This window comes from Actinomadura formosensis NBRC 14204 (assembly GCF_001552155.1).
In the GTDB taxonomy this organism is placed as follows: Bacteria; Actinomycetota; Actinomycetes; order Streptosporangiales; family Streptosporangiaceae; genus Spirillospora; species Spirillospora formosensis.
This window is the reverse complement of sequence record NZ_BCQQ01000051.1, coordinates 1-14,886: the sequence shown is the minus strand read 5'-3', so window position 1 is coordinate 14,886 and position 14,886 is coordinate 1. Positions and strand designations below refer to the sequence as shown.

General features: G+C 72.6%; 12 protein-coding genes. 6 read left to right on the top strand and 6 right to left on the bottom strand.

The window, feature by feature from the left end:
* Positions 1 to 67: 67 nt before the first annotated feature.
* A complete protein-coding gene (locus tag AF1_RS15420; RefSeq protein WP_242608940.1) occupies positions 68 to 1,372 on the top strand; it encodes an MFS transporter in 1,305 nt (434 codons plus the stop codon).
* Here the strand turns inward: AF1_RS15420 and AF1_RS15415 are convergent.
* The 4 genes from AF1_RS15415 to AF1_RS15400 all read right to left on the bottom strand — a co-directional run bounded on the left by AF1_RS15415 (position 1,332) and on the right by AF1_RS15400 (position 5,794).
* On the bottom strand, positions 1,332 to 1,934 hold the full coding sequence (locus AF1_RS15415) for a hypothetical protein (RefSeq protein ID WP_067798682.1): 603 nt from the start codon (positions 1,932 to 1,934) through the stop codon (positions 1,332 to 1,334). The two genes, AF1_RS15420 and AF1_RS15415, sit on opposite strands and share 41 nt — an antisense overlap.
* Complete coding sequence (locus tag AF1_RS15410) at positions 1,931 to 3,205, bottom strand: hypothetical protein (protein ID WP_067798680.1); 1,275 nt, start codon at positions 3,203 to 3,205, stop codon at positions 1,931 to 1,933. Before AF1_RS15410 ends, AF1_RS15415 begins: the two co-directional genes overlap by 4 nt.
* Before the next feature lie 61 nt (positions 3,206 to 3,266).
* On the bottom strand, positions 3,267 to 4,109 hold the full coding sequence (gene ddaH / locus AF1_RS15405; protein ID WP_084262951.1) for a dimethylargininase: 843 nt from the start codon (positions 4,107 to 4,109) through the stop codon (positions 3,267 to 3,269).
* A gap of 149 nt (positions 4,110 to 4,258) precedes the next feature.
* Positions 4,259 to 5,794 carry a helix-turn-helix domain-containing protein gene (locus AF1_RS15400; protein ID WP_067798677.1) on the bottom strand — a complete coding sequence of 512 codons (1,536 nt, stop codon included), beginning with the start codon at positions 5,792 to 5,794 and terminating at the stop codon, positions 4,259 to 4,261.
* 138 nt (positions 5,795 to 5,932) lie between these two features.
* On the opposite strand from AF1_RS15400, the gene AF1_RS15395 reads away from it, so the two are divergent.
* The 3 genes from AF1_RS15395 (at position 5,933) to AF1_RS15385 (ending at position 8,862) form a co-directional block, all read left to right on the top strand.
* Entirely contained in the window at positions 5,933 to 7,186 is a 1,254-nt protein-coding gene (locus AF1_RS15395) for an NAD(P)/FAD-dependent oxidoreductase (RefSeq protein WP_067798674.1), read from the top strand.
* Positions 7,187 to 7,273: 87 nt separating this feature from the next.
* A complete protein-coding gene (locus AF1_RS15390; protein WP_067798671.1) occupies positions 7,274 to 8,197 on the top strand; it encodes a DUF2637 domain-containing protein in 924 nt (307 codons plus the stop codon).
* Between the two features lie 59 nt (positions 8,198 to 8,256).
* The gene (locus AF1_RS15385) at positions 8,257 to 8,862 is read left to right on the top strand and encodes a hemerythrin domain-containing protein (protein ID WP_242608939.1); all 606 of its coding nucleotides are present in this window, start codon (positions 8,257 to 8,259) and stop codon (positions 8,860 to 8,862) included.
* Positions 8,863 to 8,910: 48 nt separating this feature from the next.
* On the opposite strand, the gene lpdA is transcribed toward AF1_RS15385, so the two are convergent.
* The gene (gene lpdA, locus AF1_RS15380) at positions 8,911 to 10,314 is read right to left on the bottom strand and encodes a dihydrolipoyl dehydrogenase (RefSeq protein WP_067798668.1); all 1,404 of its coding nucleotides are present in this window, start codon (positions 10,312 to 10,314) and stop codon (positions 8,911 to 8,913) included.
* A 301-nt stretch (positions 10,315 to 10,615) separates the two neighbouring features.
* On the opposite strand from lpdA, the gene AF1_RS15375 reads away from it, so the two are divergent.
* Entirely contained in the window at positions 10,616 to 11,278 is a 663-nt protein-coding gene (locus AF1_RS15375) for a hypothetical protein (protein WP_067798666.1), read from the top strand.
* A 73-nt stretch (positions 11,279 to 11,351) separates the two neighbouring features.
* Here the strand turns inward: AF1_RS15375 and AF1_RS15370 are convergent, their stop codons facing one another.
* Positions 11,352 to 12,575: an extracellular solute-binding protein gene (locus AF1_RS15370; protein ID WP_067798663.1), complete on the bottom strand. Its 1,224-nt coding sequence runs from the start codon at positions 12,573 to 12,575 to the stop codon at positions 11,352 to 11,354.
* 277 nt (positions 12,576 to 12,852) lie between these two features.
* Here AF1_RS15370 and AF1_RS15365 point away from each other — a divergent pair.
* A partial coding sequence (locus AF1_RS15365; protein ID WP_067798659.1) for a sensor histidine kinase occupies positions 12,853 to 14,886 on the top strand: 2,034 nt, incomplete at its 3' end.

Sequence of the window (14,886 nt, the reverse complement as noted above, 5' to 3'; positions counted from 1 at the left end):
GCACGTGCCGAACGGCCGGCTCCCCTGCGCGGCAGACCCCGGCAGAAGTGACATAAGTTGGTCATCCGTGCAGACCGCCCGAACTCCCCAGGAATGCCCGGAGAACCAGAAGGCCGCCCCGATCGCGTGGACGCTGTGGGGCCTCGGCGTCCTCGCCTACGCGGTCGCGGTCCTGCACCGGACGTCGTTCGGCGTCGTCGGGCTGGACGCCGTCCGCCGGTTCGACGCGTCCGCCGGCGTCCTCGCCTCCTTCACCGTCCTGCAACTGCTCGTCTACGCGGGCCTGCAGATCCCCGTCGGCCTGCTGCTCGACCGCGTCGGCCCGCGCCGGATGGTCGCGGGCGGCGCGCTGCTCATGGCCGCCGGGCAGGCGCTCATGGCCGTGTCCACCGGCATCGGCACGGCCGTCGTCGCCCGCGTCATGGTCGGCGCGGGCGACGCGATGACGTTCATCAGCGTCCTCGGCATCGTCGCGACCTGGTTTCCGGGCCGGTACGTCCCCATCGTGACGCAGCTCACCGGGCAGCTCGGGCAGTCCGGCCAGGTGCTCAGCGCGATCCCGTTCGTGGCGCTGCTGCACGGGCCCGGCTGGGGCACCGCGTTCGGGTCGGCCGCCGCGCTCGGCCTCCTCATGGCGGTGCTGGCCATCGTCTTCCTGCGGGACGGGCCGGGCCGCGCCGGTGTCCCCACGCTGCGCGAGACCGGGGCCAACCTGGTGCGGGCCTGGCGGCATCCCGGCACCCGGCTCGGGTTCTGGTCGCACTTCGTGACGCAGTTCCCGGCCAACACGTTCGCGCTGATGTGGGGCTACCCGTACCTGGTGTCGGGGCAGGGGATGCGCCCGGCGGCGGCGTCCACGCTGCTGACGTTGTTCGTGCTGTTCACCGTCGTGTCGGGCCCGTTCATCGGGCGGCTCGTCGCCCGCCATCCGCTGCGCCGGTCGTGGCTGGTCCTCGGCATCGTCGCGCTCAGCGTGGCGGCGTGGGCGGCGGTCCTCGCCTGGCCGCCGCCCACCCCCGCCTGGCTGCTCGTGCTGCTGGTCCTGTGCATCGCGCCGGGCGGTCCCGGCTCGCTGATCGGCTTCGACTACGCCCGGACGTTCAACCCGCCCGGACGGCAGGGCACCGCGACCGGCATCGTCAACGTGGGCGGCTTCGTCGCGACGCTCGTCACGATCCTGCTGATCGGGGTCGTCCTGGACGCCCTGTCACCGGACGGGGAGTTCACGCCTGGAGCGTTCCGGGCGGCGTGGACGGTCCAGACCGGGATCTGGGCGATCGGCATCGCGGGCGTGCTGCGGACCCGCGCGCTGGCCCGCCGGCACACGGGGCTCAGGCCCGCCGCCCGCAGAAGTCGGCGAAGTCGTCGATGATGTCGGCGGCCGGGCCGCCCGTGCCGCGGAGCGCGAGCAGCGGCTCCGCGATGCCCGGCCTGATCGTCATCAGGTCGCCGACCATGTAGACGAGCGCCCGCACCACCTGCCGCTCCGGATGCCGCGCGGATCGTTCCACGGCCGCGCGGTAGCGCGGGTCCTCGGGCCGGGGCCTGCCGTCCGCGCAGTTCCAGACGTCGGCGGCGCGCAGCCCGTTCAGCGCCCGGACGGCCGCCCGCGCGTCCGCCGGCGGCACCGCCAGCAGCACGTCGAGCAGCGCGTCCACCGGGACGGTCGGGAGCGCGGACCGCACGACGCCGAGCGCCTCGTCCACCATCGCCTCGTGCTCGCCGGTGACCCGCACGACGCGGTGTCCCTGGGGGTGCAGCTCGCTGTAGAGGACGAACAGGCCGTCCGCCCGCCACGCGACCTGCTCCATCTCGTCGAATCCGGCGGTGCTGATCGCCGCCCGGGACCAGCCGCGCTCGGCGGCGAGCGCCTCCAGGACGGCGCGCTCGGCGCGGTCGGCGAGCAGCACCGTGCCCTCGTGGCCGCCGCTCACTCGTCCCCCCACTCCGCGACCGGGGCGCCGCTGTCGTCCACCATGACGGCCGCGCCGCCGAAGTCGTCGCGGAACGCGTTGAACGCGTCGGGGCTCGGCGCGTGGTCGAGCAGCTCCTCCAGCCGCGCCAGCTCCGCCGCGTCGGTTTCGCTCAGCATCAGCTCCTGCATGAGGAACTGGTGGTTGTACAGGTACGCGATCACGGCGAGGTTGGCGCGGACGGCCGGATCGGGGACCGTGGCCCACTCCCGCAGCCGCAGCGTGCTGCGCAGGTCACCGTGCCAGAGCGCGGCGAGGCAGCGCAGCCCGACGCTGACGGCCTCGGTGTCGTCCGGGTCGGCGAGGCTGGGGGCGAGGTCGGCTTCGATGTTCCAGTCCCAGCCGGCGAGGACGCCGATGACGTCGAGCGGCAGGTCCTCCGGGTAGTGCTCGCCGTGCGTCTCGTTGAGCCGCCGCGCCACGACCCGGTGGGCGGGCGGCGACGGCCGGTACCGCACCGCCGCGCAGACGATCTCCCGCGTGTGGATCTCGATCGACAGGTGCGAGCGGGAGTGCAGCGTCCGCCACGTCATGGACGGGACGCGCCCGAGCCGCTGCAGCCGGTGCCCGTCCCGGATGGGCACCACGTCCATCCGGGACGGCGCCGGGTCGTGGTGCTCCGCGTCGAAATGCTCCGGGTAGGGGTCCTCTTCACGCGCGCTGCCCCACGCCTGCGGATCGAGGAACTTCACGACCTTGGCGTACCGGTCGAGGGACGGCCCGTCCATCGGGACGAGGTCGTCGCCCAGGGCCTGCTCCCACGGCGGGACGCCGTCCTCCCGCAGCACGTCCGGCACCGTGACCAGGTGCCGGAACCCGATGAACCCGCGCGTGAACCCGGTCAGCTCGACGCGGGGTGCCGCCGGGCGGGGGAACGGCTCGCCGAGCGCGTCCCCGATCCCGGCGGCGGTCGGCTCGACCGGTATCCACAGCCACGCCGGGTAGAAGCCGCCGAGCGCGCACCACAGCACGTCCGGCTCGTCCGGGTCGAGGAACCAGGCCGCCGCGAGCCGCTGCCCGGTCCAGCGCCGGACGGCCTCCGGCCCGGTGCCGACCAGCAGCCTGCCCTTGCGCAGCAGCTCGTCGTCGGTGTCGAGGCGGCCCGGGGACATCGCCCCGGACTCCTCGGCGTGCTGCCAGGCCGGCTCCCAGTCGGCGGGGTCCAGCCAGACGACCCCGAGCCGCTGCCCGGTCAGTTCGTTCCACCAGGCGGGGATGGTGCAAACGTTCACCCGGCAAACCTAGTGGGCGCCGCGTCATCGCGGGGGCGTCTCGGGGCTGTCCAGCGGTGGGTCAGGCTCGCAGCTCCAGCGTGCAGCACTTGGGGCCGCCACCCGCCTTACGCAGCTCGGACATGTCCACCGGAATCGGCTCATAGCCATGGATCTTCAGCGTTTCGATGAGCCCGGCCGCCTCGGCGTTGACGACGACGTTGCGCCCGTCGCACACCGCGTTCAGGCCCAGCACCGCCGCGTCCTGCTCGGTCGCGAGGACCGCGTCCGGGAACAGCCGCTCCAGCACCGCCCGGCTGCCGGACGAGAACGCGCCCGGGTAGTAGGCGACGTTCCCGCCGCCGAGGGGGAACAGTGCCGTGTCCAGGTGGTAGAAGCGCGGGTCGACGAGCCGGAGCGTCACCACGGGACGTCCGAGGAACTCCTGCGCCTCCTGGTGGGCGGCGATGTCGGTCCGGAAACCCGTCCCGGCCAGGATCACGTGGTCGAGCGTGAGGAAGTCGCCCTCGCCCTCGTTGGTGTGCTCCGGCTCCAGCACCTCGGGGAACCCGTTCTCGCGCAGCCACCCGGCGTACGCCGGGCCCTCCGCGTGCCGCTCGGGGTGCGTGAACCGCGCCGCGTACACACGCCCGCCGACGACCAGCGCGCCGTTCGCCGCGAACACCATGTCGGGCAGTCCCTCGATCGGGTCGATGAGGCTCACCTCGTGCCCCAGCGCCCGGTAGGCGGCGCGCAGCGCCTCCCACTGGTCGATGGCCTTCGCGGCGTCGGCACCGGCCGCCGGGTCCATCCACGGGTTGATCGCGTAGGTGACGGCGAAGTGCTCGGGGCGGCACATCAGGAAGTGCCGCCGCAGCGCGGTGCGGTCGGCGGTGCTCGGCTCCGCTGCGGGCATCACGGTCATAGGTGTCTCCACAGACATCCGAAGGGGGGATCGACTGAGCGAAACTCTAAGAGCGCGGCCACCGCATTCCAATGCGCCGATATTGCTGTTACCTGGCATTTCGTTGCGCATTTCTTGCGTTTTGCGGCGATTCGTTGCGCCCGGGCCCGCTACCCCAGAAGCGCGCTCAACTGCAGGCGCAGCGCCAGCCGGACGCGCGGCGACGAAAGATCGACGGGGGCCACCTCGGTCATCCTCCGCAGCCGGTACCGCAGCGTGTTGGGATGGATCCGGAGGGCCTGCGCGGTGCCCTTCGGATCGCCGTAGTGGTCCAGCCAGGTGGCGAGCGTCGGCAGGAACGCCGTGCCATGCGCCTCGTCATGGGCCCGGAGGCCGGCGAGCGGGCCGCCGAGGAGGCCGGCGTCGATCCCCGTCGCCTTCCTGGCGCGTTCGACGATGACGGCGTCCCAGACGTCCTCCAGGAGGATCGGCCCCGGATCGAGCCGGCCGGACGCGACGAGAGCGTCCAGTTCGGCGGCCTGCGACCGGGAGCGGGGCAGTTCGGCGGGGGAGTGCGCGAGGCCGCCCGCCGCCGCGTACAGGGTCCGGTCGTGCGAGCGCACCTCGCCGAGGACGGTGCGCAGCCAGGGGACCGACCCGGCGTCCGCCTCCCGTGCGGTGCGCGGCGGCTCGGTCAGCACGGCGAAGACCGTCTCGTCCAGGTCGGCGAGCAGCGGCCGGTGCCACCCGAACCGGTGCGTGATCGCCTCCCACAGGTCGAGCCGCCGGCGGATGTCCCCGCCCTCGCCGCCGCCCAGGATCACGACCCGCCACGGGGACGGCGTGGGAACCGGGGCGCCCTCCCGCAGCGCGGCGCGCAACTGGTCGGCCGAGACCCGCCGCGCGACGCCCGCCTCCGCGCGCAGCCGCAGCAGATGCAGCGCGAGGACGGACGCGAGGTCGGTGAGCCGCCGGACCCGGTGCTGCGGGATCGGCGTCCGCGCCACGACCCAGATCGAGCCGAGCCACTCGCCGCCCGCGCGGACCGGGATGACGAGCCGCGGCAGCATGTCGTCCGGCCCGGCCGGGACGATGATCGGCTCGCTGGACCGGGCCAGCCTGCGGAACACGCCGCAGGCGCGCAGATGGGCGATGACCTGCGGCGGCACCCGGCGTCCGACGATCGTCGAGACGCGGGCGGGGTCGGTGCTGTCCTGCCGTCCGGAGTAGGCGAGCACCCGGGAGCGGGCGTCCTCCAGCGTCACCGGCGCGTCCGCGATCTCCGCCGCGGTGTCGGCGAGCGCGAACAGGTCGTCGTGGGCGCCGGACGGCCCGGCGACCGGCGCGTAGGCGCGGTCGATGGCGCCGCGCACCAGCCAGATGACGTGCGTCCAGGAGGTGTCGGGCTGGAGTTCGACGAGTGCGGGCCTCAACCGCCGCGCGGCCTCGGCGACCCCGGGATCGGCGGCGAGCGGAGCCTTCAGGACGACGCCGTCCGCCCCGGCGGCGTCGGCCCGCTCCAGCAGCGCCACGGCGTCCGCCGGGCCGGACACGCCGACGCCGAGGACGATCTCGCCCGGCCGCCCGGCCGCCTCGCCCGGCTCCGCCAGCACGACGTCGTGCACCTGCCCGCCGCCCCGGCCCGGCGCCACCAGCCGCAGCAGCCCGGCACCCAGCGATCCGACCAGGTCGGCCACATCGATCACGGCTTCCAGTCTGGCCCATCGTTTGTGCGGATCGCACGATGCGCCCGGTCCCGGTTGGGGGAACCGGACAGAGACTCCCGTGCCCGGCCGACGCACCATCGGAATATCGCCCTTGACGAGGAATGAAATGGAGTGGCCATGGCTCTCGACGCGCGACCGCGCCGCATCGCCGTGGTGGGTGCCGGGATGGTCGGCCTGTCCACCGCCTGGTTCCTGCAGGAGCACGGCGCCGAGGTGACCGTGTTCGACCGCCGGGACGTCGCCGCCGGAGCATCCTGGGGCAACGCCGGCTGGCTCACCCCCGGCCTGGCGACGCCGCTGCCGGAGCCGGCCGTCCTGTCCTACGGGGTGCGGGCGGTGCTGAGCCCGTCCTCGCCGGTCTACGTCCCGCCGAGCGCGAACCCGCGCCTCCTGCGGTTCCTCGCCGGATTCGCCCGCAACAGCACGGCGGCCCGGTGGCGGCGCTCGATGGAGTCGCTCGTGCCGATCAACGGCCGGGCGCTGCCGAGCTTCGACGCGCTGATCGAGGGCGGCGTCAAGGCCGACACCGCCGACGCCGAGACCTTCCTCGCCGCGTACCGGACGGCGCAGGAGCGCCGCGTGCTGCTGGAGGAGATCGAGCACATCCGCGCGGCCGGGCAGGAACTGGAGTACGAGGTCCTCACCGGGGACCAGGCGCGCGCCGTCGAGCCCGCCCTCTCCGCACAGATCGGCGCGGCGATCCTGCTGCGCGGCCAGCGGTTCATCGATCCGGGCCGCTTCGTGCACGCCCTCGCCGACTCCGTCCGCGCCCGCGGCGGCAAGATCCGCGCGGGCGCGGCCGTCACCGGGATCCGGGACGAGCGGGACCGCGTCGCCGTCCGCACCACCGGCCGCGACTTCGAGACGTTCGACACCGTGGTGGTCGCGAGCGGCGTGTGGCTCGGTGACCTCGCCCGGACGTTCGGGGTCCGCGCGCTCGTGCAGGCGGGCCGCGGCTACAGCTTCAGCGTGCCGGTGGAGCGCGTCCCGTCCGGCCCGGTGTACTTCCCCGCCCAGCGCGTCGCCTGCACGCCGATGGGCGGCCGGCTGCGCGTCGCCGGGATGATGGAGTTCCGCCGCCCGGAGGCCCCGCTCGACCAGCGCCGGATCAAGGCGATCGTCGAGGCCGCCCGGCCGCTGCTGCACGGCGCCGACCTGGACTCCCGGCAGGACGAGTGGGTCGGCTCCCGGCCCTGCACGCGCGACGGCCTGCCGCTGATCGGCGCGACCCGCTCGCCCCGCGTCTTCGCCGCCGGCGGCCACGGCATGTGGGGCATCACCCTCGGCCCCGCCACCGGGCGCCTCCTCGCCGAGCAGATCGTCACAGGTCACCGCCCGCGGGAACTCGACCCCTTCGACCCGCTCCGCTGACGAGTGGGGGATATTGCCGGTTTCGTCCGGGAAGGCGCGCTACCGTCACGGGGTGATCTAGACACCCCGTGACGGAGGCGCGCACCGATGGACCCGACGACCATGCCGCTGACCCGGGCCCAGCGGGTCCTGGCCGGGGTCGGCGGCCTGTTCTTCGCCGGCCTCGCCGGGCTCGGCGGCTACGGCTCGTTCGCCTCCGTCCGGGACGTCGCCGAGCCCTGGTTCGGCGGCCAGGCGTGGATCGTCCCCGCCGGAGTCGACCTCGGCATCCTCGCCCTGGTCTCGGTCGCGCTCCTGCTGGAATGGCTGGCCATGCCGATGCCGGCGCTGCGCTGGACGGCGTTCCTGTTCACCGCCGCCACCGTCTGGCTGAACGTCTCGGCCGCGCACGGCGACATCACCGGCATGGTCATGCACGCCGCGATGCCCGTGCTGTTCATCACGTTCATCGAGGCGGTCCGGCACGCGATCCGCCGCCGCGCCGGAATCGCCTCCGGGACCGTCCGCGAAGGCATCCCGGTGGCCCGCTGGCTCCTGGCGCCGTTCTCGACCTTCCGCCTGTGGCGCCGCATGGTCCTGTGGCAGATCACGTCCTACCCGCAGGCCCTGACCGCCGAGCAGCGCCGCCGCCATGCCCTGGCCCTCCTGGACGGCCACTACGGCCGCAAGTGGAAGTCCAAGGCCCCCGCGGACGTCGTCTGGATGCTCAAGGACGGCGTGATGCTCGACCAGGCCCTGACCCGCGTCACGGAACTGACGACGCCCGAGCCGCCGCCCCCCGAGCCCAAGGCCCCGCCGAAGCCGAGGAAGGCGCCGCAGCGCAAGGCGCCGCCGAAGAAGGAACCGGCCGTTCCGCGGAGCGTGGCCACCGACAACGAGGCCCGCGCCCTGTCCATCATCGACGCCGAACCCGGCATCACCGGCGCCGAACTGGGCCGCCGCCTGAACATCAGCGCACGGCAGGGCCAGCGCCTCCTGAGCCGCCTGTCCAGCCCGGCACCGACATCCTGAGATGTCACCTTTTCTTCTTCTGCATCGTCAATGGGGTGAACCTGGAAGAAGGAGAGATCGTGAACTACGACATGACCCCGATGTACGCGATGCACAACGCGCTGCGCCGGGAAGTGGAGCACCTGGCCAAGGCGACCGCCCGCATGGGTGACGACCCCCGCCGCGTCCTGGCCGCGGCCGTCGGCTGGGAGCTGTTCAAGAAGGCCCTGCACGTCCACCACACCACCGAGGACGACGCACTCTGGCCGCCCATGCGCGAGGCCCTCGCGTCCCGTCCGGGCGACCTCGCCCTCCTGGAGGCGATGGAGGCCGAGCACGCCGCCATCGACCCCATCATCGAGGCCGTCGACAAGGGCACCGACCCCATCGGCGACCTGGCGGACGCCCTGGCCACCGCCCTGAACGCCCACCTTGAGCACGAGGAGAGGGAGGCGCTCCCGCTGATCGACGCCACCGTGACCCCCGAGCAGTGGCAGAACTTCGGCCGGCTCCACGGCAGCCGCATCGGCCCCGACGCCCCGCGCCTGTTCCCCTGGATCCTGGACGGCGTCGACGAGAAGACGGCCGCGGTGCTGCTGGCGCCGCTCCCGGAACCGGTCCGCGGCGCCTTCGAATCCGAGTGGCGTCCCGCCTACGAGGCCCTGACCCGCTGGCCGGCCTGCTGACCCATCCGGCGTGTTCGCCCTGCCGCAGGGCGAACACGCCATGATCCGTCAGAGGTTGATCATGTGACCGGCGAGGCCGTGCACGGCCTCCTTCATCGCCTCGCCCAGCGTCGGGTGGGCGTGGACGTTGCGGGCCACCTCGTGGACGGTCAGGTCCCACTGCTGGGCCAGGGTCAGCTCGGGCAGCAGCTCGGTGACCTCGGGGCCGATCATGTGGGCGCCGAGGATCTCGCCGTACTTGGCGTCGCTGATCACCTTGACGAAGCCGTCGCCCTCGCCCATGCCGAGCGCCTTGCCGTTGGCGCTGTAGGGGAACTTGGCGGTCTTGACGTCGAAGCCCTGCTCCTTCGCCTGCGCCTCGGTGTAGCCGAACGAGGCGACCTGCGGCTGGCAGTAGGTGGCGCGCGGGATCATGATGTAGTCGAGTTCCATCGTCTCGGCGTCCGCGATGGTCTCCGCCGCGACGATGCCCATGGCCTCGGCGGCGTGCGCGAGCATCAGCTTGGCGGTCACGTCGCCGATGGCGTAGATGTGCGGGACGGACGTGCGGCAGCGGCCGTCCACGTCGATCGCGCCCCGGTCGGTGAGCCGCACACCGGTCTTCTCCAGCCCGTAGCCCTCCACGTTCGGCTGGAAACCGATGGCCTGCAGCACCTTGTCGGCCTCCAGGACCCGCTGGGCGCCGTCCTTGCCGGTGACCGTGACCTTGACCTTCTCGCCCGAGTCGTCGATCGCGTCCACGCGGGTGGAGGTGAGGACCTCCACGCCGAGCTTGCGGTACCGCTTGGCGAGCTCCTTGGAGACGTCGGCGTCCTCGTTCGGGACCATCCGGTCGAGGAACTCGACGATCGTGACCTTCACCCCGTAGTTGTGCAGCACGTAGGCGAACTCGACGCCGATCGCGCCCGCGCCGGCGATGACGATGCTCTCCGGCAGCTCGGAGCTGAGGATCTGCTCCTCGTAGGTGACGACCCGCTCGGACAGCGACGTGCCCGGCAGCAGCTTGGTGTGCGCGCCGGCCGCGATGATGCAGTTGTCGAACGTCACGGTGTCGGTGGAACCGTCCGGCTTGGCGACCTGCAAGGTGTTCGGGTCGGTGAACGTGCCGCGGCCGTCATAGGACGTGATCTTGTTCTTCTTCATCAGGAACTGGACGCCCTTGACGAGCTTGTCCGACACCTGGCGGCTGCGCTGGAACGCGACGCCGTAGTCGAACGACACCCGTCCCTCGACGTTGATCCCGAAGGTCTGCTGCTGGTGGGTGAAGATGTGCGCCAGCTCCGCGTTGCGCAGCAGCGCCTTCGACGGGATGCAGCCCACGTTGAGGCACACCCCGCCCCAGTACCTCTCCTCGATGATGGCTGTTTTCAGCCCGAGCTGTGCCGACCGGATCGCGGCGACATATCCACCCGGGCCCGCGCCGAGGACCACGACGTCAAAGTGTTCGCTCATATCCATGGACGATATTCGCCGCGGCCGGGTGTTCGCATCCCGATGTGACGCGGTGTGACGGACGCCCCGGCGGGCGGCGTCGCCTACTGTTAGTGTTTCGGGCGGCCTCCCGGCGGTCACCATTCGCGGGAGGCGTGTGGAGAGCATCGGGGCGGTGCGCCGGCAGGCGCGAGCCCGGACCGCCCAGGCCGTGGAGCCGGGCGGTGCACCCGGACAGCAGCGCGGCGGCGGTGGGACATCGCGCCGCGGGCCGGTCAGCGGGCAGGTCATCGCCCACCCGAATGAATGGAGGAGTCGCGGAGTGAGGATCCCCAAGCGCGTCAACGCCGTCCTGGACTGGATGGAACAGCACTTTGTCGCGCTGGGCGTGGTCGTCACGCTGGTCGTGGTCGCGCTGGTGGCCACGCTCGCGCCCACGGCGGTCGGTTTCCCGGTCGCCGGGTTCATCCTCGGTGTCGCGGTGGGCGGCTTCCTCGTGCACATCCGGATGAGCCGCCGTCTCGCGCGGGCCCGTGCCGACAACGACAACCTGCTGCGCGAGAACGGCGCGCTGCGGCACCGCAACACCGTCCTCGCCAGCGGCGTGATCACCCGGGAGGCGCAGGAGACGCAGGCGCTCGTGGCGATCCCCGAGGACGACCTGCTGGAGGACGACCTGGACGCAGACCTGGGCGCCGGCCCGGACGCCGACCCGCAGCGCACCGTCACCCTCGACGAACTCCTCGGCGGCGACCCGCAGACCACCGACGAACTGCCGGGCGAGGAGCCCGGCGAGCCGTCCGCCGCGGAGTCCGCGCCGGCCCGCCCCGCGCCGCCGGACGGCGACCCGCAGCGCACCACCGTCCTGCCGCGGCCGCCGGACGACCCCGCGGACGGCGGCTCCCCGGACGACGAGGACACCGCCAAGACGTTCCGCACGGCGCAGTCCAAGGAGCCGGCGAAGAAGAGGACGCGGAAGACCTGACGCGCCCTTCCCAGGGGCGCCGTGACCTCCCCGGTGGGATGGTCACGCCGCCCACCGGGGGAGGCGGCCGCCCCTATCCCTTGATCTGCATCCAGGCCTGAGCCCAGCGGGTGTAGTCGACGCACTTGTTGCCGCGGTCGTCGCCGCAGTTCTTCACCGGCGTCTTCCAGAAGGCGAGGCGCTTGTAGAACACGGGATCGCCCACGTGGTACACCGAGCAGAACCCCCGGTCGGTGTACTGGCACGCCTTCGGGTTGGCGGGGGCCTCACCGAACCACTGCGCGACCTGCGCCTGCACCTTCGGGGTGGTGATCCAGTTCATCCACTTGTACATGCAGGTCGGATGCTGCGCCTTCGAGGAGACCATCCACGTGTCGGACCAGCCCGTCGCGCCCTCGGACGGCAGGGTGGTCGCGACCGGCGCCGAGTCCGCCGTGGCCAGGTTCGCGGTCACCTGCCACGCGGTGCCCGCGTAGTTGTAGCCGCTCTTGAACGACTGGAGTTCGTCCAGGTAGTTCGCCCAGTACTGGTTGACGTTCGGGCGCTGCCGCTTGAGCAGCTCGACCGCGGCGTTGAACTGCCCGCCGTCCAGCTCGTAGACGTCGGTGATCTTCAGGTCGGGACGGTGCGCCTTCAGGTAGAGGGCCGCGTCCGCGATGTAGATGGGGGAGTCGTAGGCGACGACGTGCCCGGCCGCGGGCGAGTTCGTGTCCCACACGACGTTCCACGAGGCCGGCCGCGGCATCTTGTCGGTCCGGTACATCAGCATGTTGGCGCCGTAGCCGTGCGGGACGCCGTACATCTGGCCGCTGACGGAGTTGTAGGGCTGATTTTTCAGATAGCCGGCAATGTCGTCGTAGTTGCCGAGCAGGCCGGTGTTGACCGGCGCGACGAGTCCGCTGTAGATGAGGCGCAGGCTCGCGTCGCCGGACGCCGACACACCGTCGTACTGGCCGGTCTTCATCAGCTCGACCATCGAGTCGGATGTGTCCGCCACCTTCGTGTGGACCCTGCAACCGGTCGCCTTGGTGAACGGCGTGACCCAATTCACGTGCTTGTCGTTGGAGCCGTCCTCGGCGTAACCCGTCCAGGCGACGAGGTCGAGCCGCCCTTCGGGGGTGCCGAGCTGCTGCATCATCGGGACGTCGGGCGGCGTGGCGGCGTCCGCGGAGCCGCCGCTGCATCCGCCGGCCAGCGCCGTGGCCGTGGACAGCGCGCCCGCGGCGAGCACGGTCCGCGACCGGCGCGCGCGGACGGACGACCTGGCGGTTACCGTCGCGTTTCGAGTACGAGCCATCACGCTGAAGCAGCGTAGAGGTATTCGGGACGGTATGTGTGCACAAAACGTGATGATCCGGAAACTGTCGACACACGGCGGCGGTGGGTTTTAGGCTCTCCAGCGTTCCCCGAGGCCCAAACCGCCCATCAGCCCCAGACGTCACCCTGCCCCTCCGCCGAATGAAAGTTCAGCCGCAGTGCCAAACCGAGGCCGCACCACCACGGACTCAGCCGCCGGTCACCGGCAGGCTCCCAAGGCCGCGCGATTCCGGTCCATCCGCTTCAAGGTCGTTCTCATGGTCACCGTCTCGGTGGTCTCCCTCGGCGTGCTGTGGGCGTTCGCCGCGAGCATCGCGCTCGGCGAGGGGCTGAACCTCCGCCACGTCAAGACCGTCCAGGAGCACTACGGATACCCCTCCGGCGCGCTCGGCAGCGCACTGCAGGCGGAGCGGCGGCTGTCGATGGTCTACCTCGGGAGCCGCGCGGAGGGAGACCGCGCCTCGATGGAGTCCGGCCGGCTGGTCACCGACCGGCAGGCCGCCCTGTTCCGCCGGCTCGCGAAGGACGCGGGCGCACGCGAGGCCGCGCCCGAGACCACCCGCGAACTCGCCGCCAAGATCCTCACCGGGCTGGACGGGCTGGACGCCAGGCGCCGCGCCATCGACACCGGCGCCCTCGACCGCGGCCGCGCGTTCGCCGGCTACACGGCCCTGCTCGGGGACGTCGGGGTGCTGCAGGGCTCCCTCGCCACGCTGGACAACTCCGAGGTCGCCAAGGACGCCCGCAACGAGGCGTCGCTGCACCGCGCCCGCGAGGTCCTCGCGCAGGAGGACGCGCTGCTCGCCGGCGCGCTCGCCGCGGGCGCGATGACGCCCGCCGAGCACGCCCAGTTCGTCAAGCTCGTCGGGACGCAGCGCACCCTCTACGAGTACGCGGCGTCCGAGCTGCGCTCCGCCGACGAGTCCTACTACCAGCGCCTTGTCGGAATGCCGGAGTACAGCCGGTTCCGGACGCTGGAGGACCGGTTCGTGGTGTCCACCCGGTTCGCCAAGCACGCCGGCGGCTCCGGGGTGCTGTGGAAGACCACCGCCGACTCCAACCTGACCCGGCTGCGCGGGCTCGAACTGCACGTGTCCGAGGGCGCGGAGAAGCGCGCCGAGCCGATCGCCGACGGCATCATCACCCGCGTCGTCCTCGCGGGCGTGCTCGGCCTGGTCGCCGTCGCCGCGTCCCTCGTCCTCGCGATCTGGGTCGCCCGGTCCGTCATCCGCGAGCTGGCCCGGCTGCGCCGCGAGGCGATCGACCTGGCCGACGTCCGGCTGCCCGGCGTGATCCGCCGGCTGCGCCGCGGCGAGGAGGTGGACGTGGCCGCCGAGGCGCCGCCGCTCGCCTTCGGCACCCGCGAGATCCACCAGGTCGGCGAGGCGTTCAACGCCGCCCGGCGCACCGCGATCCAGGGCGCGGTCGAGGAGGCGACGCTCCGCCGCAACGTCAGCGACGTGTTCGTCAACCTCGCGCGCCGCAGCCAGACGCTGCTGCACCGCCAGCTCAAGCTGCTGGACGCGATGGAACGGCGCATCGAGACCCCCGACGACCTGGAGGACCTGTTCCGCGTCGACCACCTCGCCACCCGGATGCGCCGGCACGCCGAGGGCCTGATCATCCTGTCCGGGCAGGCGCCCGGCCGCGGCTGGCGCAGCCCCGTCGCCATCGTGGACATCGCCCGCGCCGCCGCCTCCGAGGTCGAGGACTACACCCGGGTCAACGTCGCCCCGATGACCCGTGCCGCGGTCGTCGGGCCCGCCGTCGCCGACCTCATCCACCTGGTCGCCGAACTGGTCGAGAACGCCACCGCGTTCTCGCCGCCGCACACCACCGTCCAGGTGCACGGGCAGGCCGTCGCGCACGGCTTCACGCTGGAGGTCGAGGACCGCGGGCTCAGCATGGAGGAGCCGAACCTCGCCGCCGCCAACGAGCGGCTCGCCTCCGCCGGCGAGTTCGACCTGTCCGACAGCGCCCAGCTCGGCCTGTTCGTCGTCGCCCGCCTCGCCCGCCGGCACGGGATCAAGGTGACGCTGCGCACGTCCCCGTACGGGGGCATGACCGCGATCGTCCTGCTGCCGGAGAGCCTCGTCGTCCCGGACGAGAACGCCCCCGCGGGCGGCCCGCCCGCCCTCACCACGCGGCGCGCCGAGGACGCCCTCGTCCCGGCCGGTTCCGTGGTGCGGCTTCCGACGGGACGGCATGTCGCGGCGTCGTCCGCGCCGGAGGAACCGCTCGTGCGGCCCGCGCCGGAGCCGCCCGCCCGGCCGGAGCCGCCCGCCCGGCCG